The sequence below is a fragment of the Streptomyces sp. NPDC048590 genome, assembly GCF_043199535.1.
In the GTDB taxonomy this organism is placed as follows: Bacteria; Actinomycetota; Actinomycetes; order Streptomycetales; family Streptomycetaceae; genus Streptomyces.
Genome location: NZ_JBICWC010000010.1, coordinates 38,145 through 63,532, shown reverse-complemented (window position 1 = coordinate 63,532; position 25,388 = coordinate 38,145). Strand labels below are relative to the sequence as shown.

Here is a 25,388-nt window from a genome sequence, read left to right as displayed (position 1 = left end):
TGTCATGTGGGGTCGGGCGTGGTGGTGCGGCGCGGCAGGGTCCGCTGCGCCGGACGCGGGGGCGGTACGGGGGCGTCGGCGCGCTCCTGTGCCGCGTCCACCACTTCGCCGATCCGCGCGCCCGCCCTGCGGCCCTCCAGATGGAGCCGCCCCACGTTGATGCGGTCGTCTGCCAGCAGCGTCAGCACGGCGGAGGAGCCCGCCGCGTATGTGGCGATGTAGCCGCTGGTGCCGCGGATCAGGAGCTCTCGGAACCCGCCGCGGCCGGTGGCGTCGGCCATCCGGATCGAGACCCCGAGAGCGGCTGCGGTCAGTGCGGCTACTCCCTCCGCCTCGATCCCCGGGGTGTCATGGGCGACGATCAGGCCGTCGGTGCTGGCGGCCAGCCCGCCCGTCAGGAGCGGGACCCGGGCGCGTAACCGCTGGAGCTCGTCGAGGACATCCTTCACTTCGGCCTCGGGCACCATCAGCTGTCTCCTCCCGGCACGCTGTCTGAGCGCGCGTATCACAGGGCCTCCAATGCGTCTCTGAGGCGGCGCAGCAGGGCGACGTCGGGGTCTGTCGTCACCTCGGGCAGCGTGGGGCGGCCGGGCTCGGCGGCGGATGCGGGCAGGGCCGGACGGACGGCCTCGACCAGTCCGGCGGCCGCGAGCCGGCGCAGATCGACCAGGATGTGGAAAGCCGACCGGCCCAGTTCCCGGGCGATGTCGGTGGCCGTGCGCTCGCCGTCCACCAGGGCCAGGACTCGGCGCTGGCGTGGTGGGACGGACGCGTCCACGTGGTGTGCGGTGAGGGCGAGGGGGGCGCTGTCGGTGAGCGCGTCCGGCCAGATGCGGTCCAGCAGTTCCCGGCGCCGGAGCGTCTCGCGCTGCACGGCGTGCACGGGCACGGGGCGGACCGGGCCGATCCAGTGGGAGACGCCGTAACGGAAGCGGGCCGGGCTGTTGGTGGGGGCCAGGGCGAAGAAGGCCGCGTCGTACAGCGCGCCCAGGTGGCAGAGTTCGAGCGCCCCGCCGGGGATCCGCCCGCTGTCCACCAGGTAGCGGCCGACCCGCTGCCCCGCGCCCGCCTGGGCGACCGCGTCCCACCAGCCTTCGGAACGCAGGGCTCCGCCGGTGGTGAGCAGGACGTCGATTCCGGGTGTCGCCGGGCTCTCCGCGTGGACGACCTGGCCGTCGGCGAGATACAGGGTCCCGCGGTCGCGCATCAGTGCGCCGGTTGCGCGCTCCGCCGCGAGCCGCTGCAGCATCGGGGAGGGTGCGGACAGTTCGGAGGTGCCGGGGCCGGCGGTGGCGGTAGGACTCATGCCAGGACCAGCCGGTCGACGATCTCGCCGAGCCGTATGCGGGCCAGGGCGAGGTTGCCCTCGGCGCGGTCCAGCCACAGGTGGAGGAAGACGCTGCTGTCGAAGGCCGTCTCGACGAAACGGAGGATGTGATAGCCGGGTGCCGTGGTGACGATGACGTCCTCGACCGCGGGTGCCGGCGGCCCGGCGGACAGGGCGGCCTGAGCGAACACCGGTTGCTCCGCGGCCATCCTGGCCACCTCGGCCGTCTCGGCGGCCGTGGCCTCGTGGTCGCCGTTGGGCGACTCACCGATCGTGCCGAGCGCCAGACCACTGGTCCAGTCGACGACCGCGGCACCACGGGCACCGGGCAGTCTCATGACTTCGATCAGGCACTCGTCGATTCCGGGCAACGCGAACTCCCCTCCCGACGTGGTGTACGGGTGTGATGGAGAGGCTACGCAACGTGTGTGCGCCCTGTGGGAGTTCTGGCATTTTCCATTGGTACATGCGAACGGCGGTGTAAAGGAGCCCAGGTGGACGCGCGACAGCCGGTCGGAACTCGTCCGACCGGCTGTTCGTCGCGGTGCGGAATCCGACCGGAATCCGACCGCGGATATCCGTCGTCAGGCCTCTTCGCGGGCGGTCATCACCACCTTGTTGACCACCCAGAGGCCGATTCCGATCAGCAGGAGGATCCCGGCGCGGATGTACACGTCCGCCGCCCGGTCGGCCAGGGGGCTGGCCAGGATCAGGGAGGTGATCGCCCCCAGTACGGGGAGCGCCGTCGGCGCCCGGAAGTGGCGGTGCTCCACCCGGTCCTTGCGCAGCACCAGTACGGCGATGTTGACGACGGCGAACACGCACAGGAGCAGGAACGAGGTGGTGTCGCCGAGGCCCTCGATCTCCCCGGTCGAGACGAGTCCGACGGCGAGGACGGTCACGAAGACGATCCCCACCCACGGGGTGCGCCGCTTGGCGAGGACGCTTCCCATCGCGCGGGGCAGGATCCGCTCGTTGGCCATGCCGTAGCAGAGGCGCGAGGCCATCATGATGTTGATCAGGGCGGAGTTGGTGACCGCGAAGAGGGCGATCAGCGCGAAGAGCTTGGGCGGGAAGTCGACGCCGCCCGCCTTCACCACCTCCAGCAGCGGGCCGCTCGACCCCTCCAGGGTCCGGGAGTCCACCAGCAGGGAGGAGACCAGGGCGACCAGGACGTAGATGGTGCCGGTCACCGCGACGCCGACGAAGATGGCGCGCGGGAAGGTGCGGGCCGGATCGTGGGTCTCCTCCGCCATGTTCACCGAGTCCTCGAAGCCGACGAAGGCGAAGAAGCCGAGCGCCGTCGCCCCGAGCACGCCGGTGAGCAGCGCGTAGCCCGTGCCGCCCGTCTCCAGCTCGGTGAGCCGGGAGGGTTCGCCGTCCCCGGACAGCACGGCGTACGCGCCGATGGAGAGGATCACCACCAGTCCGCTGAGCTCGACGAGGGTCAGGACGACGTTGGCCTTCACCGACTCCGCGACGCCCCGCAGATTGATCGCGGCGAGGGCGAGGATGAACAGGATCGCCACCAGGGTGGGCGGCAGGGCGTGCGTGAACTCGCCGAGGTAGTCGCCGCCGAAGGCGCGGGCCGCCGCGCTGGCGGAGGACAGTCCGGAGCACATGACCATGAAGGCGACGACGAAGGTCAGGAACGGGACCTTGAACGCCTTCTGGGTGTAGAGCGCAGCCCCGGCGGCCTTCGGGTACTTGCCGACGAGTTCGACGTACGAGGCCGCCGTGAGGATCGCGACCAGGAACCCGATGAGGAACGGCAGCCAGAGGGCGCCGCCCACCTTGCCCGCGACCTTGCCGGTCGTGGCGTAGATGCCGGTGCCGAGGATGTCGCCGATGACGAACAGGATGAGGAGCTTGGGTCCGATGGCCCGTTTGAGGGCGGGCTCGCCGGACGAGGTCGCCGGTTGCGGTGCGGACATGTGGCCTCCCCGGGGATGTGGTGCCTTGTGGCCTTCCCGGAGAGACGCGAACCTCACCTGTTGACTAGATCTATTCAGATGGCCAGGATGTGAATAGTTGAGTCACATTCGCGAGGAGGCATCCCCATGTCAGGACCCCGGCCCGTACGGGCACCGCGCGGCACGCAGCTGAGCACCCTGGGCTGGCAGCAGGAAGCCGCCCTGCGCATGCTGCAGAACAACCTCGACCCCGAGGTCGCCGAACACCCCGACAAGCTCGTCGTCTACGGCGGCACCGGCAAGGCCGCCCGCGACTGGCGCTCCTTCGACGCCATGGTCCGCACGCTGCGGACGCTCAAGCAGGACGAGACGATGCTCGTCCAGTCCGGGCGGCCCGTCGGTGTGATGCAGACCCACGAGTGGGCGCCGCGCGTCCTGATCGCCAACTCCAACCTGGTCGGCGACTGGGCCAACTGGGAGGAGTTCCGCCGTCTCGAGGCCCTCGGCCTGACCATGTACGGCCAGATGACCGCCGGGTCCTGGATCTACATCGGCACCCAGGGCATCCTCCAGGGCACGTACGAGACCTTCGCCGCCGTCGCCGCCAAGCGGTTCGGCGGCACCCTGGCGGGGACCATCACCCTCACCGCCGGCCTCGGCGGCATGGGCGGCGCCCAGCCGCTCGCGGTCACCATGAACGACGGCGTCGCGATCTGTATCGACGTCGACCCGCGTGCCATCGACCGCCGCATCGAGCACAAGTACCTGGACGTGCGGGCCGACTCCCTGGAGCACGCGCTCCAGCTGGCGGTCGAGGCCCGCGACGCCCGGCGCCCGCTCTCCATCGGCCTGCTCGGCAACGCGGCGGAACTGCTGCCCCGGATGCTCGCCGAGGGCGCTCCCGTCGACATCGTCACCGACCAGACCAGCGCGCACGACCCGCTCGCCTATCTGCCGGTCGGCGTCGACTTCGACGACATGGCCTCCTACGCGGCCGAGAAGCCCGCCGACTTCACCCGGCGCGCCCGGGAGTCGATGGCCGCCCACGTCGAGGCGATGGTCGGCTTCATGGACGCGGGGGCCGAGGTCTTCGACTACGGCAACTCCATCCGCGGCGAGGCACAACTCGCCGGATACGGGCGCGCGTTCGACTTCCCCGGATTCGTACCCGCGTACATCAGGCCGCTGTTCTGCGAGGGCAAGGGGCCCTTCAGGTGGGCCGCGCTGTCCGGGGAGGCCTCGGACATCCACAAGACGGACAAGGCACTGCTGGAGCTCTTCCCGGAGAACGAGTCCCTGCACCGCTGGATCAGGATGGCCGGGGAGCGCGTCCACTTCCAGGGTCTCCCCGCCCGGATCTGCTGGCTCGGCCAGGGCGAGCGGGACAAGGCGGGCGACATGTTCAACGACATGGTCGGCAACGGCACCCTCGCCGCGCCGCTCGCGATCGGCCGCGACCACCTGGACTGCGGTTCGGTGGCCTCCCCCTACCGTGAGACGGAGGCCATGCTCGACGGATCCGACGCCATCGCCGACTGGCCGCTGCTGAACGCCATGGTGAACGTCGCCTCGGGCGCCTCCTGGGTCTCCATCCACCACGGGGGCGGCGTCGGAATGGGCCGCTCGCTCCACGCCGGGCAGGTCTCGGTCGCCGACGGCACGGCGCTGGCCGGCGAGAAGATCCGCCGCGTCCTCACCAACGACCCCGGCATGGGCGTGATCCGGCACGTGGACGCGGGCTACGACATCGCGGAGTCGGTGGCCCAGGAGCGCGGCGTGCGCATCCCGATGCGGGAGGAAGGCACCGCGTGAGCGCCACCTTCCACGCCATGTGGCGTTCGCTGCTGCCCATCGGCCGCAGCGACGCCTCCGGCGGCTACCGACGTTTCGCCTGGACCGGGGCGGACGCCGAGTGCCGCCTGTGGTTCCGGGCCCAGGCCGAGGCGCGCGGCCTCGTCACCGAGACGGACCGCAACGGCAACCAGTGGGCCTGGCTCGGCGACCCCCTCGCGGGGGACGCCGTGGTCACCGGGTCGCACCTCGACTCCGTACCCGACGGCGGCGCCTTCGACGGCCCGCTCGGCGTGGTCTCGTCCTTCGCCGCGCTGGACGAACTCCGCCGCAGGGGAGCGGTGTTCACCAAGCCCTTCGCCGTCGTCAACTTCGGGGACGAGGAGGGTGCCCGCTTCGGGCTCGCCTGTGTCGGGTCCCGGCTCGCCGCCGGGCAGCTGAGCGTCGAGGACGCGCACCGGCTCCGCGACGGCGACGGCGTCTCGCTGCCCCAGGCCATGGAGGCGGCCGGACACGACCCCGACGCCATCGGGCCCGACCCCGAACGCCTGGCCCGGATCGGCGCGTTCGTCGAGCTCCACGTGGAGCAGGGCCGCGCACTCGACGTGAGCGGGGACGCGGTGGGCGTCGCCTCGGCCATCTGGCCGCACGGCCGCTGGCGGTTCGACTTCCGCGGAGAGGCCAACCACGCGGGCACCACCCGGCTCGCCGACCGGCGGGACCCGATGCTGCCCTACGCCGAGACGGTGCTCGCTGCCCGGCGCGAGGCGGAGCTCGCCGGCGGCCTCGCCACCTTCGGCAAGATCGCCGTGGAGCCGAACGGCGTCAACGCCATCCCCTCCCTGGTGCGGGGCTGGCTGGACTCGCGCGCCGCCGACCAGGCCACTCTCGACGCCGTGGTGAACGGGGTGGAGAAGGCCGCCCGGGAACACGCCGAGCGTGCCGGTGTCGATCTCGACGTCGTACGGGAGTCGTTCACACCGGTGGTGGACTTCCAGCACGCGCTGCGGGACGAGATCCGCCGGACACTGGACGCCGGGGGCCCGGACGGCCGCGGGCGCACGGTGCCCGTGCTCGGCACGGGCGCGGGACACGACGCGGGCATCCTGTCCGCGTCCGTGCCGACCGCCATGCTGTTCGTACGGAACCCCACCGGAATCTCGCACTCTCCCGCCGAGTACGCCGCGGAGGACGACTGCGTGGCCGGGGTGAGGGCACTCGCCGACGTACTGGAAGGTCTCGCGTGCAGCTGACAACGCAACCGACGGGCACACCGGTCACCGCGACGTACTGGATGTCGCACGCCTGGCTCGGCACCCATGTCGAGCCGGGCGTCCTCCTGGACGTGGCGGGCGGGCGCATCGCCGGTGTACGGACCGGCATCGACGCCCCGCCGCCCGGAGCCACCGTGCTGGACGGGCTGACCGTCCCGGGCCTGGCGAACACCCACTCGCACGCCTTCCACCGCGCGCTGCGCTCCACCGTCCAGGTCGGGTCCGGCACCTTCTGGACATGGCGCGAGACCATGTACCGGACGGCGTCCCGGCTCACCCCCGACACCTACTACGACCTGGCCCGTGCCACCTACGCGGAGATGGCGCTGGCCGGGATCACCGCCGTCGGGGAGTTCCACTACCTGCACCACGCGCCCGGCGGTACGCCCTACGACAACCCGAACGCGATGGGCGAGGCGCTCATCGCCGCCGCGGCGGAGGCGGGCATCCGGATCACCCTGCTCGACACCGCCTACCTGGCGGCAGGATTCGGAGAGAAGCCCAGCCGCCCCCAGCAGCGCTTCTCCGACACCACAGCCGACGCCTGGGCCGAGCGCGCCTCCCTCCTCAAGGGCGACGACGACATGGTCGTGATCGGCGCGGCAGTCCACTCCGTACGCGCCGTGCCGGCCGGTCAGCTCTCCACCGTCGCCGGATGGGCCCAGGAGCGGTCCGCGCCGCTGCACGTCCACCTCTCCGAGCAGACCGCGGAGAACGAGGCCTGTCTCGCCGCCCACGGGCGCACCCCGACCCGCCTCCTCGCCGACCACGGCGTTCTCGGTCCCCGCACCACCGGCATCCACAACACCCACCTCACCGCCGAGGACATCGGACTGCTGGGCACCTCCCGGACGGGCACCTGCATGTGTCCCACCACCGAACGCGACCTCGCCGACGGCATCGGCCCCGCCGCCGCCCTCCAGGGCGCGGGTTCCCCCCTCTCCCTGGGCAGCGACAGCCACGCCGTGATCGACCTCTTCGAGGAGGCGCGGGCGATGGAGCTGAACGAACGGCTGCGCACCCATGTGCGCGGCCACTGGACGGCGGCGTCCCTGCTGCGGGCCGCCTCCGCCGACGGACACGCGGCGCTCGGCCGTCCGGACGCCGGCGTCCTCGAACCCGGGGCGCCCGCCGACCTCACCACCGTCGCCCTGGACTCGGTCAGGACGGCCGGACCGGTGCCCAGGCTCGCGGCCGAAGCGGCCGTGTTCGCCGCGACCGCCGCCGATGTGCGGCACACCGTGGTGGCGGGACGGCACATCGTCCGCGACGGCCGGCACACCCGGATCGAGGACGTTCCCGGAGCGCTCGCCTCGGCCGTGGCGGCACTCCACCACGGCTGACCCCGGAGCCCGCCCGCCCCCGCCCCTTGAGCCGGCCGCTCCGGCCGGACCCGACGAAAGCTGCGCCGGATGACGACGACCGCCATCACCCACATCGCGAACCTGGTCACCAACGACCCCTCCCTCGGTGACGGGACCCCCTTGGGCCTGATCCGCGACGCGGCCGTCGTCATCGACGGCGACCGCGTCGCGTGGACCGGCGAATCGGGTGACGTACCCGCCGCCGACACCGCCGTCGACGCCGGGGGCCGGGCGGTGATCCCCGGTTTCGTGGACTCCCACTCCCACCTGGTCTTCGCGGGCGACCGCACCGCCGAGTTCAACGCCCGTATGTCCGGGCGCCCTTACTCCGCGGGCGGCATCCGGACGACCGTCGCCGCGACCCGCGGCGCATCCGACGAGGAGCTGTCCGACAACGTCGCGCGCCATCTCGCCGAGGCGCTCGGGCAGGGGACCACCACCTTCGAGACCAAGTCCGGATACGGGCTCACCGTCGAGGACGAGGCACGGGCACTGCGGATCGCCGCCCGCCACACGGACGAGGTCACCTTCCTCGGCGCTCATATCGTGGCCCCCGAGTACGCCGACGATCCCGCCGGATACGTCGGCCTCGTCACCGGTCCGATGCTCGACGCCTGTGCCCCGCACGCCCGTTGGGTCGACGTCTTCTGCGAGCGCGGCGCCTTCGACGAGGACCAGGCGCGCGCCGTTCTCACCGCCGGCATGGCGAAGGGACTCCAGCCCCGGGTCCACGCCAACCAGCTGGGTCACGGACCCGGTGTACGGCTCGCCGTGGAGCTCGGAGCGGCCTCGGCCGACCACTGCACCCACCTCGACGACGCCGACCTCGACGCGCTCGGCCAGGGGGAGACCGTCGCCACCCTGCTCCCCGGCGCCGAGTTCTCCACCCGCGCCGCCTGGCCCGACGCCCGCCGCATCCTGGACGCCGGTGCCACCGTCGCGCTCTCCACCGACTGCAACCCGGGCTCCTCCTACACGTCCTCCATGCCGTTCTGTGTCGCCCTGGCGGTGCGGGACATGGGGATGACGCCCGACGAGGCCCTCTGGTCGGCCACCGCGGGCGGCGCGGCCGCGCTGCGCCGTACCGATGTCGGCCGCGTCAGCCCCGGGGCCCGTGCCGACCTCGTGATGCTGGACGCGCCCAGCCACGTCCACCTCGCCTACCGGCCGGGGGTGCCCCTGGTCAGGGCGGTGTGGCGGCGGGGCGAGCGGGTGGTGTGAGCCCCGCGCCCCTGGGAACGCGGAAGGACCCGCCCCTCGGGGCGGGTCCTTCCGCTGCTCGTCCGGGTGTGAGGTGACGCGCGGTCACTCCTCCACGGTCAGGCCCTTCCTGAGCTTGACCAGGGTCCTGGACAGGAGCCGGGACACGTGCATCTGCGAGATGCCGAGCTCGTCACCGATCTCCGACTGCGTCATGTTGGAGACGAAGCGCATGGAGAGGATGGTGCGGTCGCGCAGCGGCAGCGAGGCGATCAGCGGCTTCAGGGACTCGACGTACTCGATGCCCTCGATGCCGTTGTCCTCGTAGCCGAGGCGGTCCGCCAGGGCGGCCTCGTTGCCGTCCCCGTGGTCGTCGGGCTTGGCGTCCAGCGAGCTCGCGGTGTACGCGTTGCTCGCGGCCATGCCCTCGACGACCTCGTCCCTGCTCAGGCCGAGCCGTTCGGCGAGTTCGAGCACGGTCGGCGCGCGGTCCAGCTTCTGGGCCAGTTCGTCGCCGGCCTTGGCCAGGTCCAGCCGCAGCTCCTGCAGCCGGCGCGGGACGCGCACGGACCAGCTGGTGTCACGGAAGAAACGCTTGATCTCGCCCACGATGGTCGGCATCGCGAAGGTCGGGAACTCCACGCCCCGGCTGAGCTCGAAGCGGTCGATCGCCTTGATCAGGCCGATCGTGCCGACCTGGACGATGTCCTCCATGGGTTCGCTGCGGGTGCGGAACCGGGAGGCGGCGAACTTGACCAGGGCCAGGTTGAGCTCGACGAGGGTGTTGCGTACGTACGCGTACTCGTGGGTGCCCTCCTCGAGGGCTTCGAGCCGTGCGAAGAGGGTCTTCGACAGGGCCCGGGCGTCCAGCGCGCCGATCTCGGAGTGGTGCGGGATCTCGGGGAGGCCCTCCAGGCCCTCGAACCCGCCGTCCGCGAAGTGGTCGTCGGCGGTCGTGTCTGCGGTGGTGCTGATGCGCGGACCGGGAACGGTGCTCGCGGCAGCGGAGTCGGAATCGGTCGGTCCCTGAGGACATGCCGACGTCGCGATGTGGGTACGCGATACGTCGAGCCGGGGTGACATGGTTCTCCTCCATCGTTCTCGGCATATGGCTGCCGATGCCCATACGTCTTCCTGCGGTGAAGCGGCGCCTCCGAAGCCGGTCGGGTTCTGGGTGTGGATGTCCCTACTACCCTTACCCGGTTCCTGCCGTGAGTTACAAGCGCCAAATACGCCTGTATGTCCAGTTTGTTGAGTTCTTCGACTACCGTGTGGCGAGGGAAACGCGTAATGTTTCACGCACGTCGGGGGCAGCCACGATGACAGCCGCGTACACACCGTGCCGCGGACAGTGACGAACGGCGAAGAGGGACGGCATGGACCGCGGGACGGTCGGCAGTGCGAACCGGGGTCGGCTACAGGTCGAGGTCCGGACCGAGGGCAGCAGCGAAGTCGTGACGCCGGTGGGTGAGCTCGATCACCACACCGCCGACCTGCTGCGCGAGCCCCTGGAGAACGCGGTCGAGGAAGGGCGCACGCGCCTGGTCGTCGACTGCTCGCGCCTCGATTTCTGTGACTCCACCGGACTCAACGTGCTCCTCGGGGCACGCCTCAAGGCGGAGGCGGCCGGCGGAGGGGTCCACCTGGCCGGAATGCAGCCGGTGGTGGCCCGCGTATTCGAGATCACGGGTGCCGAGGCGGTCTTCACCGTCCATGACTCGCTCGAAGACGCCCTGAGCGGCTGACGGCGGCCTCTCCGATGCGTATGCCCGGCCCCGGGAGCCCCGACTATCGCGCGCGTCACGCTGATGGCGTAGACGAAGTGGGTGTCGCCCTCATCCATACGGGCAGAAGTCATCCCGTCGGGGTCATGGAGCCCGCACACTCTGTATCTGATCAGTATCTGTTCGATGGCAACACACGGTGAATCGGTGAGGTGAAGCGCTGATGAGCACCACCCGGCAGCATCCGCCGGGCGGCCTCGGCCGCGAGCCGGACGGCACGGGCACCGCCCCTGCCGTACCCGCTGACCGGCAGTGGCGCACCCTCTCGCTGAGAGACGCCAGCGGCATCGTGCCGATGGCCCGCGACTTCGCCCGGCAGGCTCTCCACGACTGGGGCTGGCTGCCCGCGGCGAGCGCCGATCGCCGGGCGGCCGCCGAGGACGTGCTGCTGGTCGTCTCGGAGCTGGTCACCAACGCCTGCCTGCACGCCGAGGGCCCCGAGGAACTCCGCATCGCCTGCTCCTCCAAGATGCTCCGCGTCGAGGTCGTCGACGGCGGGGCGGGCCAGCCCGCACCCCGCACCCCGCACCGCGCGGGGCGCCCCGGCGGCCACGGCATGTTCATCGTCCAGCGGCTCTGCCTCGACTGGGGCGTCACCCGCACCCCGGACCAGCCGGGCAAGACCGTCTGGGCGGAGCTCGCCGCTCCCGCGTAGAGCCGCGAGACTCCGTCCGCACCCGGGACACGTCCCTCGTACGAAACGAAAGATGCCCCGCACCGATCGGTGCGGGGCATCTTTCGTGAGGACGGTCCGTGTCAGCGGACGTCGCCCATGAGGGCCTTGACCTTGCCGCGGTACATGAAGACCGCGACACCGGCGGCGACCGCGAGGGCTGCCTGGAGGGCGACCACTCCGGTGCCGTTCAGGTCGACACCCGCGATGGACAGCAGGCCGGTGGTGCAGTCACCCGCCGTCACGGCCAGGAACCACACGCCCATCATCTGGCTGGCGTACTTGGCCGGAGCCATCTTCGTGGTGACCGAGAGGCCGACCGGCGACAGGGTGAGCTCGCCGAGGGTCTGCACGAAGTAGATCGCGACCAGCCACATCGCGGCGGCCTTGTGGCCGTCGCCCGCGATGGTCAGCGGCGCCAGGAAGAGGAAGAACGACGCGCCGACCAGCACCAGGCCGGAGCTGAACTTCACGACCGTGCTGGGCTCCTTGCCCCGTCGGTTGAGCGCCATCCAGAAGGCGGCGAAGACCGGGGCCAGCGCCATGATCAGGACCGGGTTGACCGACTGGTACCAGGAGACCGGGAAGTCCCAGCCGAGCACCGAGTTCTCCGCCGACGAGTCGGCGAAGATGGCCATGGTGGAGCCACCCTGGTCGTAGATCATCCAGAAGATGGCGGCGGCCACGAAGAACCAGACGTAGCCGGAGACCTTCTTCTGCTCGGTGTCGGTGAGCTCCTTGTCCCGCTTGATGCGGGCCAGGACCATCACCGGGATGACCAGACCGGCGACCGTGATCGGGACCAGCAGCCAGTTCAGCGTGTAGACGCCGGTGACGACGGTGACGATGTAGAAGACGGCTGCGATGCCGAGCCAGATCATCGACTTCCGCAGGGTGGACGCGCGCTCGGCCGAGGGGAGCGGCTTGGGCACGACGCTGCTGCGTGCGTCCAGGTGGCGGGTGCCGAGCAGGAACTGGGCCACACCGAGTCCCATGCCGACCGCGGCCAGGGCGAAGCCCAGGTGCCAGTTGACGTTCTCGCCGATCGTGCCGATCACCAACGGGGCGGCGAAGCTGCCCAGGTTGATGCCCATGTAGAAGATCGTGAAGCCACCGTCACGGCGCGGGTCGTCCGGGCCGTCATAGAGGTGGCCGACCATCGTGGAGATGTTCGACTTCAGCAGGCCGGAACCGATCGCGACCAGGCCGAGACCGGCGAAGAAGGTGCCCTCGGCCGGCAGTGCCAGGGTCAGGTGGCCGAGCATGACGATGCCGCCCGCGATGGCGACGGTCTTGCGCGGTCCCCAGACGCGGTCGCCGAACCATCCGCCCGGCAGGGCGAGCAGGTACACCAGCGACAGGTAGACCGAGTAGATCGCCGTGGCCGTGGCGGGGTTCATGTGAAGCCCGTTGGGAGCGATCAGGTAGAGCGGGAGAAGGGCGCGCATGCCGTAGTAGCTGAAACGCTCCCACATCTCCGTCATGAAGAGAGTGGCCAGGCCGCGGGGGTGGCCGAAGAAGGTCTTCTCCGAGCCGGCGGTACCGGCGGAGTCCTTCGTCAGGCTGGACGCCATGGTCGATCCTTGCTGGTCGGGACGCGTCGCCTCGTGAGCGTTACGCGCCCGGTGGGGGGTGGCCGGCACCGGCACGGACATGGCCCGCCCCCGACGCCTCGAGGGGATCGATCCGGCCGCCGGGCTCCGAGCGGAGGTGCGGGAGACGTGATCGTGGGACGACCGCTCCGGGATCCACGCCCGGCGCGCGTCGTCGCGTTCCGGGCCCGGCCCACAGGTCATTCACTGGTCGGGACCGGCGAGAACCGGCCCGTACATAAAAGCGACCTTCGGTGCGAAACGTCGCCCAAAGGTCATGGGTGGTGCAACAGGCGTCGAGCAACCATACGACATGACACGGGGGGATATGAAAGGACTTGAGACATGGATCACAGGTTCCGGTGGAACCACGCTCCCATATTCGAAGGTCTATGACCTATTCCTGTCCCTACCCCGCAGGGCCTGCCGAGCGCTTCACCTCAGCGGCCCCACGCGGACTACCATCACTGCATGACCCGTGTACTGCTCGCCGAGGACGACGCATCCATCTCGGAGCCGCTGGCCCGCGCCCTGCGTCGGGAGGGGTACGAGGTCGAGGTCCGTGAGGACGGCCCGACAGCACTCGACGCCGGACTCCAGGGCGGCGTCGACCTGGTCGTGCTGGACCTCGGACTGCCCGGGATGGACGGTCTGGAGGTCGCCAGGCGCCTCAGGGCCGACGGCCACGCCGTGCCCATCCTCGTGCTCACCGCCCGCGCCGACGAGGTCGACACGGTGGTCGGCCTCGACGCGGGCGCCGACGACTACGTCACCAAGCCCTTCCGCCTCGCCGAGCTCCTCGCCCGGGTCCGCGCCCTGCTCCGCCGCGGCGCGACCGAGCCCGCCCCGCAGCCCGCCACGCACGGCGTCAGGATCGACGTCGAGTCGCACCGCGCGTGGATGGGGGACGAGGAACTCCAGCTCACGGCGAAGGAGTTCGACCTGCTGCGCGTCCTCGTACGCGACGCCGGCCGGGTCGTCACCCGCGACCAGCTGATGCGTGAGGTCTGGGACACCACCTGGTGGTCGTCGACCAAGACCCTCGACATGCACATCTCCTGGCTCCGCAAGAAGCTCGGCGACGACGCGGCCAATCCGCGCTACATCGCCACCGTCCGGGGCGTCGGCTTCCGGTTCGAGAAGAGCTGACGTACAGAGACAGTCATGCGCCGCCGACTGATCAACTCCACGCTTGCCGTGGTGCTCGTCGTGATCGCCGTCTTCGGCGTCTCCCTGGTCATCGTCGAGACCCGCACCATCAGCAACAGTGCCCAGGAGAGCGTGGACTCCGAGGCCTTCCGGCTGATCAGCGTGGTGGAGAGCCGGCTCCTGGGAGCCGAACGGATCACCCCCGGCGTCCTCGCCGAGCAGGTGGACCCCAGCCGCTACGCCCGGGTCGAGATCCCCGGCCGCGCGCCCATCGAGGTCGGCGAACGCCCGACGGGCAGCGTCATCCGCAGCGTCGAGACGGGCGAGCAGGGCGAGAAGGTCACCGTCGAGGAGTCCCGCTCCGCGGTGACCCGGGAGGTCGGCCGGACCCTGTTGATCATCGGTGCCGTGGCACTGCTCGCCATCATCTCGGCCGTACTCCTGGCCGTACGCCAGGCCGACCGGCTCACCTCCCCGCTCACCGACCTCGCCGAGACGGCCGAACGCCTCGGGTCGGGGGACCCGCGCCCCCGGCACAAGCGGTACGGGGTGACGGAGCTCGACCGGGTGGCCGATGTGCTGGACTCCTCCGCGGAGCGCATCGCCAGGATGCTCACGGCGGAACGGCGCCTCGCGGCCGACGCCTCGCACCAGCTCCGCACACCCCTGACCGCCCTCTCCATGCGCATCGAGGAGATCTCGGTCACCGACGACCCGGACACGGTGAAGGAGGAGGCGAACATCGCGCTGGTGCAGGTCGAGCGGCTCACGGACGTGGTGGAGCGGCTGCTGACCAACGCCCGGGACCCGCGCACCGGATCAGCCGTGGTCTTCGACCTCGACGAGGTCGTCAAGCAGCAGATCGAGGAATGGCGCCCGGCCTACCGGAGCGCCGGCCGCGCGGTCGTCTGCTCGGGCAAGCACGGACTGGAGGCCGTCGGCACCCCGGGGGCCGTCGCCCAGGTGCTGGCCGCGCTGATCGAGAACTCCCTGATGCACGGTGGGGGAACGGTCGCACTGCGCACCCGGGTCACCGGCAACCAGGTCGTCGTCGAGGTCACCGACGAGGGCCCGGGCGTTCCCGCCGACCTCGGGGCCAGGATCTTCGAGCGCACCATCAGCGGACGCAACTCCACCGGCATCGGGCTCGCGGTTGCCAGGGACCTCGCCGAGGCCGACGGCGGCCGGCTCGAACTGCTCCAGCAGCAGCCACCGGTCTTCGCCCTCTTCCTCAGCCGCGTCGCGCCCGGCCGCAAGGAGAACGTACGCCCGGTGCGCTGAGCCCGGGAGAGCCCGCGGTCAGTTCGCCACGGGGCCGGGTGCTACCTCGTCGGAGGGCCGCCGCTGCTCCAGAAATCGGTCCGTGTCGAGCACGGCCTCCTCGGCGGGCAGCGCGCGGAAGACCCAGGTGCGGTAGGACCAGAAGCGGAAGAGCGTGGCGATCCCGATCCCGAGGATCTTGAAGACATTGCTCTGGACCGGGCTGTTCCACCCGAAGCCGTACGTGGCGAGGTAGAGCACACCCGTCTCGATCACCGCTCCCGCCGCGCTGAACAGCAGGAACAGCATCAACTCCCTGGTCCGTCCGCTCTTGTCGCGGTCCCGGTAGGTCCAGTAGCGGAAGCCGACGTAGTTGAAGAGGATGGCGACCGCCGTCCCCATCAGCCCGGCCCGCACCACTGGAATCTCCGTGGTGCGCCAGATCAGGTTGGACACGGCGATGTTGACGACGAGCCCGAGGGCGCCGACCGCCCCGAACTTGGCGACCTCCCGGGCCAGCAGGTCAAGCCGGGCCCGCAGTGCGCCCCGTTCTCCCATGGTGATCGCTCAGCCCCGTCCGGTCGGTTTCGTCAACCGGGCCATGCTAACCAGCCCTCCCGTGTGATGCCTGTGAGCTGCCGTGCCCGGGCCCCGAGCCCGCCCGCACGGCCTCGGGGCACCGTTCCGGAGAGAGGGTGAGGGGGCGGTTCCACCCGCCCGATACCCTGGGCGTGTGACGTTCCCTGTAGTCGGCATGGTCGGCGGCGGTCAGCTCGCCCGTATGACCCACGAGGCGGGCATCCCCCTCGGCCTGAAATTCAAGCTCCTCAGTGACACACCTCAGGACTCGGCGGCCCAGGTGGTGGGTGAAGTCGTCATCGGCGACTACCGCGACCTGGAGACCCTGCGGGCCTTCGCGCGCGGATGCGACGTGATCACCTTCGATCACGAGCACGTGCCGACCGAGCACCTGCGGGCCCTGGAGGCGGACGGCATCCCCGTACGCCCGGGGCCCGACGCGCTGGTGCACGCCCAGGACAAGGGGGTGATGCGCGCCCGGCTCGCCGAGATCGGGGCGCCGTGCCCCCGCAACCGCATCGTCGCCGACCCGGCGGACGCCGCGGCGTTCGCCGAGGAGGTCGGGGGCTTCCCCGTCATCCTCAAGACGGTCCGCGGCGGATACGACGGCAAGGGCGTCTGGGTGGTGCGCTCCGAGGAGGACGCTGCCGAGCCCTTCCGGGCCGGAGTGCCCGTCCTCGCCGAGGAGAAGGTCGACTTCGCCCGCGAGCTGGCGGCCAACATCGTCCGCTCGCCGCACGGGCAGGCCGTCGCCTACCCCGTCGTCGAGTCGGTCCAGGTCGACGGTGTCTGCGACACCGTCATCGCCCCGGCGCCCGACCTCGACGAGCAGCTCGCGGGCGAGGCCCAGCAGCTCGCCCTGCGGATCGCCGCCGAGCTCGGAGTGGTGGGCCACCTCGCGGTCGAGCTCTTCGAGACGCGCGACGGCCGCATCCTCGTGAACGAGCTCGCCATGCGCCCGCACAACTCCGGCCACTGGACCCAGGACGGCGCGGTCACCTCGCAGTTCGCCAACCACGTGCGCGCGGTCCTCGACCTCCCGCTCGGCGACCCCCGCCCGCGCGCCCCGTGGACGGTCATGTGCAACGTCCTCGGCGGCGACTACCCGGACATGTACCAGGGCTACCTGCACTGCATGGCCCGCGACCCGCAGCTCAAGATCCACATGTATGGCAAGGACGTGAAGCCGGGCCGCAAGGTGGGCCACGTCAACACCTACGGCGACGATCTGGCGGACGTGCGCGAGCGCGCCCGGCACGCGGCCGACTACCTGCGAGGAACGATCACCGAATGACCGCACCAGGTTCCGCCCCCGTCGTCGGCATCGTCATGGGCTCGGACTCCGACTGGCCCGTGATGGAAGCGGCCGCGAAGGCTCTCGACGAGTTCGAGATCCCCTACGAGGTCGATGTCGTCTCCGCACACCGCATGCCGCACGAGATGATCGCCTACGGCGAGTCGGCTGCCGACCGCGGTCTCAAGGCCGTCATCGCGGGAGCGGGGGGAGCGGCCCACCTGCCCGGCATGCTGGCCTCCGTCACCCCGCTGCCCGTGATCGGCGTCCCGGTCCCGCTGAAGTACCTCGACGGCATGGACAGCCTGCTCTCCATCGTCCAGATGCCGGCCGGTGTCCCCGTCGCCACCGTCTCGGTCGGCGGCGCCCGCAACGCCGGGCTGCTCGCCGCCCGGATCCTCGCCGCCCACGACGCTGACCTGCTGGCCCGGATGAAGGACTTCCAGCAGGAGCTCAGGGACCAGGCGACGGAGAAGGGCAAGCGGCTGCGGGCCAAGGCCCAGGGCGCGGACTCCTTCGGCTTCGGGAAGTAGGCGCCCGTGACCACCTCCGCGAACCTGGCACGCGCCCGGCTCCTCCTCGACGGCCACCCCGTCGTCGACGGCCACAACGACCTGCCCTGGGCGCTGCGCGAACAGTGCGGTTACGACCTCGACGCCCGTGACATCTCGGGCGACCAGAGCGGCATCCTGCACACCGACATCCCGCGGCTGCGCGCCGGTGGCGTCGGCGCGCAGTTCTGGTCGGTCTACGTCCCCTCGCACCTGGCCGGTGACGACGCGGTCAGCGCGACCCTGGAACAGATCGACGTGGTCGGCGAGATGCTCGACCGCTACCCCGACGACCTGCGGCGGGCCCTGACTGCCGACGACATGGAGAAGGCGCGGGCCGAGGGCCGTATCGCCTCCCTGATGGGGGCCGAGGGCGGCCACTCCATCAACAACTCGCTGGGTACGCTGCGCGCGCTGCACACCCTGGGCGTCCGCTACATGACGCTCACGCACAACGACAACACCGACTGGGCGGACTCGGCGACCGACTCCCCGCGCGTCGGCGGCCTGTCGGAGTTCGGGCGTGAGGTCGTGCGCGAGATGAACCGCGTAGGGATGCTGGTCGACCTCTCCCACGTTGCGGCCACGACGATGCGGGACGCGCTCGCGACCTCGGTCGCACCGGTGATCTTCTCGCACTCCTCGGCCCGCGCGGTCTGCGACCACCCGCGCAACGTCCCCGACGACGTCCTGCGGATGCTGGCGGCCAACGGCGGTGTGGCCATGGCGACCTTCGTGCCGAAGTTCGTCCTGCCTGCCGCGGTCGAGTGGACGGCGGCCGCCGACCGCAACATGCGGGAGCACGGGCTGCACCACCTGGACACCACCCCGGCCGCCATGCGGATCCACGCGGACTTCGAGGCGCTCAACCCGCGTCCGATGGCCACGGTGGGGACCATCGCCGACCATCTCGACCACATGCGCGAGATCGCCGGGATCGACCACATCGGCATCGGCGGCGACTACGACGGCACGGCGTTCCTGCCGCTCGGACTCGAGGACGTCTCCGGTTACCCGTACCTCATCGCGGAACTGCTCACCCGCGGCTGGTCGGAGGGCGATCTGGCCAAGCTGACGTGGCAGAACGCTGTCCGGGTGCTGCGCGACGCGGAGGCCGTTGCCCGCGACCTGGGCGCACGGGTCGGCCCGTCCCACGCGACGATCGGCGAACTCGACGGTCCGGGGCACTGACTCCGTACGACGACGAAGGAGGGGCGGCCGCTCGGCCGCCCCTCCTTCGTCGTCCAGGTCCTCGCGGTTCAGGCCTTCGGGCGGCCCATCGCCCGGTAGGTCCAGCCGGCCTCGCGCCACACGGCGGGGTCGAGCGCGTTCCGGCCGTCCAGGATGATCGGCCGGCCGACGGCCTTGCCCAGCGCCACGGCGTCCAGCTCCCGGAACTCACGCCACTCCGTCAGGTGCAGCACCACGTCCGCGCCGCGTACCGCGTCCAGCGCCGTTTCGGCGTAGCCGAGCGTCGGGAAGAGCTTCCGGGCGTTCTCCATGCCCTTCGGGTCGTAGACGGTGACCTGGCCGCCCTGGAGATGGATCTGCCCGGCGACGTTCAGGGCCGGAGAGTCCCGTACGTCGTCGGAGTCGGGCTTGAAGGTGGCGCCCAGCACCGCGACCCGCGTGCCGAGGAACGAGCCGCCGCCCACGGCCTCACGGGCCAGCTCGACCATGTGACCGCGCCGGCGCATGTTGATGGAGTCGACCTCCCGGAGGAAGGTCAGCGCCTGGTCGGCGCCCAGCTCGCCGGCGCGTGCCATGAAGGCCCGGATGTCCTTCGGCAGGCAGCCCCCGCCGAAGCCGACCCCGGCCCGCAGGAACTTCTTCCCGATCCGATCGTCGTGCCCGATCGCCTCGGCCAGCTTCACCACGTCGCCGTCGGCCGCCTCGCAGACCTCGGCCATCGCGTTGATGAAGGAGATCTTGGTCGCCAGGAAGGAGTTCGCCGACGTCTTCACCAGCTCGGCGGTCGGGAAGTCCGTCACCACGAAGGGGGAGCCCTCGGCGACAGGTCCCGCGTACACCTCGCGCAGGGTCTTCTCGGCCCGCTCGCTCTCCACACCGATCACGATCCGGTCCGGGTGCAGGGTGTCCTTGACAGCGAAGCCCTCGCGCAGGAACTCGGGGTTCCAGGCCAGCTCCGCGTCGGTGCCCGCCGGCGCCAGCTCTGCCAGCCGCCGGGAGAGCCGGGCGGCCGAGCCCACCGGCACGGTCGACTTGCCGACGACAAGGGCGGGGCGGGTGAGGTGGGGGGCCAGCGACTCGAAGGCGCTGTCCACGTAGCTCATGTCGCAGGCGTACTCGCCGTGCTTCTGGGGAGTGTTGACGCAGACGAAGTGCACATCGCCGAACGTCCCGGCCTCCTCCCAGGAGGTGGTGAACCGCAGCCGTCCCGTGGACCCCTCGATGCCCGCGACGTGCTTCTGGAGGATCTCCTCCAGCCCGGGCTCGTACATCGGCACCCGGCCCGCCGAGAGCATCTCGATCTTCTCGGGCACGATGTCGAGGCCGAGGACCTCGAAGCCGAGCTCCGCCATGGCCGCGGCATGGGTGGCGCCGAGGTAGCCGGTGCCGATCACGGTGATCCTGAGGGCCATGGGGTGCTCCTGAACGATGCGGACAGACGTGCGGAGCCGAGCATAACCGTGCTGACGGAACGGCCGTTTTCCGGCCGCGCCCGGGTCTGTCGGCAAGCTCACGTGTCCGGTCGGTATGCCGTCACGTACCGGGACAACTAAAATCGGGTTACTTAACGGTAGTTAGCATCTTGGGGAGTGAACATCGTGGCGGGTTCGACCGATTTCGACCTGTACCGTCCGGCCGAGGAGCACGACATGCTCCGCGAGGCGATCCGTTCGCTGGCCGAGACGAAGATCGCCCCGCACGCCGCTGCGGTCGACGAGGAGGCACGCTTCCCCCAGGAGGCGCTGGACGCCCTGGTCGCCTCGGACCTGCATGCCGTCCACGTCCCCGAGGAGTACGGCGGCGCGGGCGCCGACGCACTCGCCACGGTCATCGTGATCGAGGAGGTGGCCCGTGCCTGCGCGTCTTCCTCCCTCATCCCGGCCGTCAACAAGCTGGGCTCGCTCCCGGTTATCCTCTCCGGTTCCGAGGAGCTCAAGAAGAAGTACCTGGGCCCGCTGGCCAAGGGTGACGCGATGTTCTCGTACGCGCTCTCCGAGCCGGACGCGGGCTCGGACGCTGCGGGGATGAAGACCAAGGCCGTCCGTGACGGCGACTTCTGGGTGCTCAACGGCGTCAAGCGCTGGATCACCAACGCGGGCGTCTCCGAGTACTACACGGTGATGGCCGTCACCGACCCCGAGAAGCGCTCCAAGGGCATCTCGGCGTTCGTCGTGGAGAAGTCCGACGAGGGCGTCTCCTTCGGCGCCCCGGAGAAGAAGCTCGGCATCAAGGGCTCGCCGACGCGTGAGATCTACCTCGACAACGTCCGCATCCCCGCCGACCGCATGATCGGCGCCGAGGGCACCGGATTCGCCACCGCGATGAAGACCCTGGACCACACCCGCATCACGATCGCCGCCCAGGCCCTCGGCATCGCCCAGGGCGCCCTGGACTACGCCAAGGGCTACGTCCAGGAGCGCAAGCAGTTCGGCAAGCCGATCGGCGACTTCCAGGGCGTCCAGTTCATGCTCGCCGACATGGCCATGAAGCTGGAGGCTGCCCGCCAGCTCACCTACTCGGCGGCCGCCAAGTCCGAGCGCCTCGACGGGGACCTCACCTTCTTCGGCGCCGCGGCCAAGTGCTTCGCCTCCGACGTCGCCATGGAGATCACCACCGACGCGGTCCAGCTGCTCGGCGGCTACGGCTACACCCGGGACTACCCGGTGGAGCGCATGATGCGCGACGCCAAGATCACGCAGATCTATGAGGGCACGAATCAGGTCCAGCGCATCGTGATGGCGCGCAACCTGCCGTAGCCGGACCACCGCGGCAGCCGGCCTGAGGCACCGAACGGCCCCCGGGATCCACCGACGGATCCCCGGGGGCCGTTCGCATGCTTTCCGGGCGTCCCGCGCCCGTGTCTGCCCCTCCCGTATGCTGCCGCCGCCCATCACCGACCGGGAGGACCAGAAGAGTTGACCGAGACAGCCGCTTTCCCGCTGCCCTTCAGAGGCGCCCGTTCGACGGCGTTCGCGAAGCCCAGGACCCTGCGGGAACTCGAGATGGCGCGGTGCAGCGCCCATATCCGGGCCAAGCCTGGGTGGTCCGCCAAGATGCGGGACGCCGAGATCGCCCGCAGGTGGGCGCGGGAAGCCGCGGAGCAGGGCATGACCGAGGCACAGATCCGCTACGTGCTGGACGAACTCGCGCACTACGCCGAGCTGCGCGACGCCGCGACCGGCGTCGAGGTGTCCGCCGTCGACGGGGTGTGGCAGTCGGACACGCTGATCGACGAAGGGCTCAGGTCCCGGCTGCGCGAGGCTGTCCGGGTCCTGGAGGAGGTCCCCGAGGACGAGCGGGACTGGCACCCGGGATCCGGCGGCCAGGTGCTGGACCTCGTCCACCCCTCGCTGTTCTGCCTCGTGCGCGAGGCGAGCGGCGTGTACGAGCGGGCCTGGCAGAGCCCGCCGGACAGCGTCTCCCGGTACGAGTTCTCCGAGAAGTTCCAATGGCTGCCCACGGACGTCGAGGTCGGCGACGACGGCGAGGCGGTCTTCCGCTCGTACGTCAACAACGTCCATCCCGTGGCGCACCGCGCACTCGCCTCCGTGCTGCCCGACCTGTTCGGCCGGATGCTCCCGCTCTGGGAGAACGTGCTCACCGATCTGCGCCATCCACGGCCCGTGCGGATCGAGGCCGATCCGTACAGCTGGTACGAGGAGTCCCCGGACAAGCCGGTCGAGCCGTCCACCGAGGACGAGGAGGCCTGGGACCGGTTCGAGGACGCGATGGACACGTGGTGGGACACACGCCGCCCGGTCGTCCCGGACGCCCCGGCTTTCGTCCCTCCCGCGATACCCGGCGGCTCCGACCGGGTAAGCCTGCGCGGTCGCCGCCTCCAGGTCATCGTCAAGCTCGCCACCATCCATCTCACCCCGGAGAACCCCGAGTACCCGGGCGGTTCCTGGCACGTCGAGGGGATGATGAACGAGCGGATCGTCTCGACCGGCATCTACTACTGGGACAGCGAGAACATCACCGAGAGCCTGCTGGGCTTCAGGGCGGGTGTCGACGAACCGGACTACGAGCAGAGCGACGACAACGGGGTGAGCGAGGTCTACGGCCTGGAGAACGAGGGCCGGCTGAACCAGGTGCTCGGCTCGGTCCCGACACCGGCGGGCCGCGCCCTCGCCTTCCCGAACGTCCTCCAGCACCGCGTCAGCCCGTTCCGGCTCGCGGATCCCTCCAGGCCCGGTCACCGCAAGATCCTGGCGTTCTTCCTGGTCGACCCCTCGGTGACGCTCGTCTCGACCTCGGACGTGCCCCCGCAGCAGCCCTGGGCCGAGACGTCGACCATGACGCCGGAGCAGGCCAGGGACTACCGCGAACAGCTCATGAAGGAACGCAAGTTCTTCGTCGACGAGCACAACGAGCAGCTCTACGAGCGGGAGTTCTCCCTCTGCGAGCACTGAGCCGCCGTACGCGAGGGCGGGCCGGGGAACGCACTCCCCGGCCCGCCCTCGTCGTCGATCCGGTCAGCTGCCCTTGACCGTGACCTTCTCGTCGTTCTTCAGCTGCTCGACGAGCTGCTTCACCTTGTCCTTGTCCCAGACGAGGTTGCCGTTCACGCTCTGCCCCGTCAGCGGAATGTTCATCGACGTGCCCTCGCCGCCCGTGACGCCCTTCATCGCGAAGAACATGTTGCCGAGCGACCAGAGCGACATGTCCTTGTCCACGACCAGCGTGTCCAGGCCCGCGCCCATCGTCGGGTAGAGCTTGAACGGGTTGAGGATCGTCGAGGGGGTCGCCGTCTGGGAGGCCAGGGCCGCGAGGAACTTCTGCTGGTTCTTCGTACGGTCGAGGTCGCTGCCCGCGAACGCGTACCGGGTGCGGACGAAGGCGAGGGACTGCTCGCCGTTCAGGGTCTGCTTGCCGGCCTGGAAGTCGGCACCGGACTTCTTGTCCTTGAAGGCCTTCGGGATGTCCATCTCGACACCGCCGATGGCGTCCACGATGTTGGCGAACCCGCCGAAGCCGATCTCCACGTAGTGGTCGATGTGCAGGCCGGTGTTGTACTCGACGGTACGGACCAGCAGCTCCGGGCCGTCCTCCGCGTACGCGGCGTTCAGCTTCACCTGGCGGCCGGTGCCCGGGAACTTCTTGCCGGACTCCGAGCCGACGAAGGTCGGGATCTCGACGTTCGAGTCACGGGGCAGGGAAATCAGCGTCGGCCCGTTGGACCCGTCGTGCAGGATCATCATCGAGTCGGTCCGCTTGCCCTCGGCCGAACCGGTGTGCAGCTTCTTCTTGTCCTCGTCCGTCATGCCCTCACGGCTGTCGGAGCCGACGATCAGGTAGTTCGTGCCGTCGCCCTCCTCCGGCCGCTCGATGACCTTGGAGAGATCCACCTCACGCTTGAGCTTCCCGTCGGCCCAGAAGTACGTGCCGACGGAGACGGCGAGTACGACGACGACCAGGGTCAGCACGCCGACCTTGATCCGCCGGCCCCAGTTCGGGGCGGGCCGGGGCTGGACGTAGCCGCCGTCGCCGCCGTAGCCACCGCCACCGTGTCCGCCGCCACCGCGCTGCCCGCTGCCGCGTCCGCCGCCGTAGACCTGGCCCGTGTTGTAGCCGCTGTCGTAGCCGGGGCCGTCGTCGTAGCCGTCGTACCCCTGGCCCTGCTGCGGCGGGATGCGGGGCGGGGACTGCGGCGGCGCGGGGCGCCGCCGGACGTGCGGCATGGCACGGGCGCTCTCGGGCTGCGGGCTCGCACTGCCCCGCCCGTAGCGCTCGTCGGGTCCGCCGTTCCGTCCTTCGGGCCAATCGCTCATGCCGACCAGTGTGCCGTCTCGGCCGGGGGCTCTTACAGGGTGTATCGGGGATCGGGGCGTGGCTGTTGCGAAGCTGATGCAATGCGACCGGGCTCAAGCCCCCGCATAAGGTGGAGGGCATGACAGATCAGCCCCAGCAACCGGAGGGTGATGTTCCGGTCAAGCCGACCTCGGCGTCCCGGACCACTCTCAGTCACATCATGACCGGCAACGACACCAACCTGCTGGGCACGGTGCACGGCGGCGTGATCATGAAGCTGGTCGACGACGCCGCCGGAGCGGTCGCCGGCCGGCACTCCGGCGGCCCGGCCGTCACGGCCTCCATGGACGAGATGGTCTTCCTGGAGCCGGTCCGGGTGGGGGACCTCGTCCATGTGAAGGCCCAGGTGAACTGGACCGGCCGTTCCTCCATGGAGGTCGGCGTCCGCGTCATGGCCGAGCGGTGGAACGAGTCGACCCCCGCCCAGCAGGTCGGCAGCGCCTACCTGGTCTTCGCGGCGGTCGACGAGGAGGGCAAGCCCCGTCGCGTCCCGCAGGTGGCCCCGGAGACGGAGCGCGACAAGCGCCGCTACCAGGAGGCGCAGATCCGCCGTACGCACCGCCTCGCCCGCCGTCGCGCGATCAAGGAGCTCCGGGAGCAGCGCGCCGCCGAGGGCATCGACGACTGAGCGGGCC

23 protein-coding genes are annotated in these 25,388 nt (G+C 70.5%); 14 read left to right on the top strand and 9 right to left on the bottom strand.

Annotated features, from left to right (window positions below; genetic code table 11):
- Positions 1-2: 2 nt before the first annotated feature.
- From ACGFNN_RS27035 to ACGFNN_RS27020, 4 genes are all read right to left on the bottom strand, one after another.
- Complete coding sequence (locus tag ACGFNN_RS27035; RefSeq protein ID WP_385027759.1) at positions 3-467, bottom strand: roadblock/LC7 domain-containing protein; 465 nt, start codon at positions 465-467, stop codon at positions 3-5.
- Between the two features lie 38 nt (positions 468-505).
- Entirely contained in the window at positions 506-1,306 is an 801-nt protein-coding gene (locus ACGFNN_RS27030; RefSeq protein ID WP_393559690.1) for a winged helix-turn-helix domain-containing protein, read from the bottom strand.
- The gene (locus tag ACGFNN_RS27025) at positions 1,303-1,698 is read right to left on the bottom strand and encodes a hypothetical protein (RefSeq protein WP_362540679.1); all 396 of its coding nucleotides are present in this window, start codon (positions 1,696-1,698) and stop codon (positions 1,303-1,305) included. The genes ACGFNN_RS27030 and ACGFNN_RS27025 overlap by 4 nt, the downstream gene beginning before the upstream one ends.
- Positions 1,699-1,911: 213 nt before the next feature.
- Positions 1,912-3,261: an APC family permease gene (locus ACGFNN_RS27020; RefSeq protein WP_393559688.1), complete on the bottom strand. Its 1,350-nt coding sequence runs from the start codon at positions 3,259-3,261 to the stop codon at positions 1,912-1,914.
- 126 nt (positions 3,262-3,387) lie between these two features.
- Here ACGFNN_RS27020 and hutU point away from each other — a divergent pair, with 126 nt between their 5' ends.
- From hutU to hutI, 4 genes are all read left to right on the top strand, one after another.
- Positions 3,388-5,052, top strand: coding sequence for a urocanate hydratase (gene hutU / locus ACGFNN_RS27015; RefSeq protein WP_393559687.1), 1,665 nt, complete (start codon positions 3,388-3,390; stop codon positions 5,050-5,052).
- 17 nt (positions 5,053-5,069) lie between these two features.
- Positions 5,070-6,284 (top strand): allantoate amidohydrolase, encoded by a 1,215-nt coding sequence (locus tag ACGFNN_RS27010; RefSeq protein ID WP_393560114.1) that lies wholly within the window; start codon positions 5,070-5,072, stop codon positions 6,282-6,284.
- A complete protein-coding gene (locus tag ACGFNN_RS27005; RefSeq protein ID WP_393559685.1) occupies positions 6,275-7,648 on the top strand; it encodes a formimidoylglutamate deiminase in 1,374 nt (457 codons plus the stop codon). Before ACGFNN_RS27010 ends, ACGFNN_RS27005 begins: the two co-directional genes overlap by 10 nt.
- A gap of 69 nt (positions 7,649-7,717) precedes the next feature.
- The gene (gene hutI / locus ACGFNN_RS27000; RefSeq protein WP_393559683.1) at positions 7,718-8,890 is read left to right on the top strand and encodes an imidazolonepropionase; all 1,173 of its coding nucleotides are present in this window, start codon (positions 7,718-7,720) and stop codon (positions 8,888-8,890) included.
- A gap of 84 nt (positions 8,891-8,974) precedes the next feature.
- Here hutI and ACGFNN_RS26995 read toward each other — a convergent pair whose 3' ends face one another.
- A complete protein-coding gene (locus ACGFNN_RS26995; RefSeq protein ID WP_393559681.1) occupies positions 8,975-9,952 on the bottom strand; it encodes an RNA polymerase sigma factor SigF in 978 nt (325 codons plus the stop codon).
- A 293-nt stretch (positions 9,953-10,245) separates the two neighbouring features.
- Here ACGFNN_RS26995 and ACGFNN_RS26990 point away from each other — a divergent pair, with 293 nt between their 5' ends.
- Together ACGFNN_RS26990 and ACGFNN_RS26985 are read left to right on the top strand one after the other, a co-directional pair.
- Positions 10,246-10,614 carry an STAS domain-containing protein gene (locus ACGFNN_RS26990; protein ID WP_362671436.1) on the top strand — a complete coding sequence of 123 codons (369 nt, stop codon included), beginning with the start codon at positions 10,246-10,248 and terminating at the stop codon, positions 10,612-10,614.
- Positions 10,615-10,816: 202 nt separating this feature from the next.
- Positions 10,817-11,308: an ATP-binding protein gene (locus ACGFNN_RS26985; protein WP_393559679.1), complete on the top strand. Its 492-nt coding sequence runs from the start codon at positions 10,817-10,819 to the stop codon at positions 11,306-11,308.
- Between the two features lie 101 nt (positions 11,309-11,409).
- Here the strand turns inward: ACGFNN_RS26985 and ACGFNN_RS26980 are convergent, their stop codons facing one another.
- Positions 11,410-12,900 carry an oligopeptide:H+ symporter gene (locus ACGFNN_RS26980; RefSeq protein ID WP_393559677.1) on the bottom strand — a complete coding sequence of 497 codons (1,491 nt, stop codon included), beginning with the start codon at positions 12,898-12,900 and terminating at the stop codon, positions 11,410-11,412.
- Between the two features lie 489 nt (positions 12,901-13,389).
- Here ACGFNN_RS26980 and ACGFNN_RS26975 point away from each other — a divergent pair, with 489 nt between their 5' ends.
- Together ACGFNN_RS26975 and ACGFNN_RS26970 are read left to right on the top strand one after the other, a co-directional pair.
- Complete coding sequence (locus tag ACGFNN_RS26975; protein WP_031098784.1) at positions 13,390-14,067, top strand: response regulator transcription factor; 678 nt, start codon at positions 13,390-13,392, stop codon at positions 14,065-14,067.
- Between the two features lie 15 nt (positions 14,068-14,082).
- Entirely contained in the window at positions 14,083-15,348 is a 1,266-nt protein-coding gene (locus tag ACGFNN_RS26970; RefSeq protein ID WP_393559676.1) for an ATP-binding protein, read from the top strand.
- 18 nt (positions 15,349-15,366) lie between these two features.
- Here the strand turns inward: ACGFNN_RS26970 and ACGFNN_RS26965 are convergent, their stop codons facing one another.
- Complete coding sequence (locus ACGFNN_RS26965; protein ID WP_393559674.1) at positions 15,367-15,885, bottom strand: GtrA family protein; 519 nt, start codon at positions 15,883-15,885, stop codon at positions 15,367-15,369.
- A 175-nt stretch (positions 15,886-16,060) separates the two neighbouring features.
- On the opposite strand from ACGFNN_RS26965, the gene ACGFNN_RS26960 reads away from it, so the two are divergent.
- The 3 genes from ACGFNN_RS26960 to ACGFNN_RS26950 are packed head-to-tail and all read left to right on the top strand — an operon-like array spanning position 16,061 to position 18,942.
- Positions 16,061-17,200, top strand: coding sequence for a 5-(carboxyamino)imidazole ribonucleotide synthase (locus ACGFNN_RS26960; protein WP_393559672.1), 1,140 nt, complete (start codon positions 16,061-16,063; stop codon positions 17,198-17,200).
- Positions 17,197-17,733: a 5-(carboxyamino)imidazole ribonucleotide mutase gene (purE, locus tag ACGFNN_RS26955; RefSeq protein WP_393559670.1), complete on the top strand. Its 537-nt coding sequence runs from the start codon at positions 17,197-17,199 to the stop codon at positions 17,731-17,733. The genes ACGFNN_RS26960 and purE overlap by 4 nt, the downstream gene beginning before the upstream one ends.
- Before the next feature lie 6 nt (positions 17,734-17,739).
- Positions 17,740-18,942: a dipeptidase gene (locus tag ACGFNN_RS26950; protein WP_393559668.1), complete on the top strand. Its 1,203-nt coding sequence runs from the start codon at positions 17,740-17,742 to the stop codon at positions 18,940-18,942.
- Between the two features lie 68 nt (positions 18,943-19,010).
- On the opposite strand, the gene ACGFNN_RS26945 is transcribed toward ACGFNN_RS26950, so the two are convergent.
- On the bottom strand, positions 19,011-20,354 hold the full coding sequence (locus ACGFNN_RS26945) for a UDP-glucose dehydrogenase family protein (protein WP_393559666.1): 1,344 nt from the start codon (positions 20,352-20,354) through the stop codon (positions 19,011-19,013).
- A 186-nt stretch (positions 20,355-20,540) separates the two neighbouring features.
- On the opposite strand from ACGFNN_RS26945, the gene ACGFNN_RS26940 reads away from it, so the two are divergent.
- A complete protein-coding gene (locus ACGFNN_RS26940; protein WP_362540846.1) occupies positions 20,541-21,698 on the top strand; it encodes an acyl-CoA dehydrogenase family protein in 1,158 nt (385 codons plus the stop codon).
- Between the two features lie 105 nt (positions 21,699-21,803).
- A complete protein-coding gene (locus tag ACGFNN_RS26935) occupies positions 21,804-23,354 on the top strand; it encodes a DUF4246 domain-containing protein (protein ID WP_393560112.1) in 1,551 nt (516 codons plus the stop codon).
- Positions 23,355-23,417: 63 nt separating this feature from the next.
- Here the strand turns inward: ACGFNN_RS26935 and ACGFNN_RS26930 are convergent, their stop codons facing one another.
- Positions 23,418-24,713 carry an LCP family protein gene (locus ACGFNN_RS26930; protein ID WP_362671459.1) on the bottom strand — a complete coding sequence of 432 codons (1,296 nt, stop codon included), beginning with the start codon at positions 24,711-24,713 and terminating at the stop codon, positions 23,418-23,420.
- A 119-nt stretch (positions 24,714-24,832) separates the two neighbouring features.
- Between ACGFNN_RS26930 and ACGFNN_RS26925 the strand changes: the two genes are divergently transcribed.
- Positions 24,833-25,381, top strand: coding sequence for an acyl-CoA thioesterase (locus tag ACGFNN_RS26925; RefSeq protein ID WP_362540730.1), 549 nt, complete (start codon positions 24,833-24,835; stop codon positions 25,379-25,381).
- The last annotated feature ends 7 nt before the right edge of the window (positions 25,382-25,388 follow it).

Excerpts from the sequence above, each read along its gene's own strand:
- purE (WP_393559670.1), top strand. The coding sequence starts at position 17,197 with ATGACCGCACCAGGTTCCGCCCCCGTCGTCGGCATCGTCATGGGCTCG.
- ACGFNN_RS27010 (WP_393560114.1), top strand. The coding sequence starts at position 5,070 with ATGTGGCGTTCGCTGCTGCCCATCGGCCGCAGCGACGCCTCCGGCGGC.
- ACGFNN_RS27035 (WP_385027759.1), bottom strand. The coding sequence starts at position 467 with ATGGTGCCCGAGGCCGAAGTGAAGGATGTCCTCGACGAGCTCCAGCGG.
- ACGFNN_RS26975 (WP_031098784.1), top strand. The coding sequence starts at position 13,390 with ATGACCCGTGTACTGCTCGCCGAGGACGACGCATCCATCTCGGAGCCG.
- ACGFNN_RS26965 (WP_393559674.1), bottom strand. The coding sequence starts at position 15,885 with ATGGGAGAACGGGGCGCACTGCGGGCCCGGCTTGACCTGCTGGCCCGG.
- ACGFNN_RS26945 (WP_393559666.1), bottom strand. The coding sequence starts at position 20,354 with ATGGCCCTCAGGATCACCGTGATCGGCACCGGCTACCTCGGCGCCACC.
- ACGFNN_RS26990 (WP_362671436.1), top strand. The coding sequence starts at position 10,246 with ATGGACCGCGGGACGGTCGGCAGTGCGAACCGGGGTCGGCTACAGGTC.
- ACGFNN_RS27020 (WP_393559688.1), bottom strand. The coding sequence starts at position 3,261 with ATGTCCGCACCGCAACCGGCGACCTCGTCCGGCGAGCCCGCCCTCAAA.
- ACGFNN_RS26985 (WP_393559679.1), top strand. The coding sequence starts at position 10,817 with ATGAGCACCACCCGGCAGCATCCGCCGGGCGGCCTCGGCCGCGAGCCG.
- ACGFNN_RS27030 (WP_393559690.1), bottom strand. The coding sequence starts at position 1,306 with ATGAGTCCTACCGCCACCGCCGGCCCCGGCACCTCCGAACTGTCCGCA.
- ACGFNN_RS26925 (WP_362540730.1), top strand. The coding sequence starts at position 24,833 with ATGACAGATCAGCCCCAGCAACCGGAGGGTGATGTTCCGGTCAAGCCG.
- hutU (WP_393559687.1), top strand. The coding sequence starts at position 3,388 with ATGTCAGGACCCCGGCCCGTACGGGCACCGCGCGGCACGCAGCTGAGC.
- ACGFNN_RS26930 (WP_362671459.1), bottom strand. The coding sequence starts at position 24,713 with ATGAGCGATTGGCCCGAAGGACGGAACGGCGGACCCGACGAGCGCTAC.
- hutI (WP_393559683.1), top strand. The coding sequence starts at position 7,718 with ATGACGACGACCGCCATCACCCACATCGCGAACCTGGTCACCAACGAC.
- ACGFNN_RS26995 (WP_393559681.1), bottom strand. The coding sequence starts at position 9,952 with ATGTCACCCCGGCTCGACGTATCGCGTACCCACATCGCGACGTCGGCA.
- ACGFNN_RS26980 (WP_393559677.1), bottom strand. The coding sequence starts at position 12,900 with ATGGCGTCCAGCCTGACGAAGGACTCCGCCGGTACCGCCGGCTCGGAG.
- ACGFNN_RS26970 (WP_393559676.1), top strand. The coding sequence starts at position 14,083 with ATGCGCCGCCGACTGATCAACTCCACGCTTGCCGTGGTGCTCGTCGTG.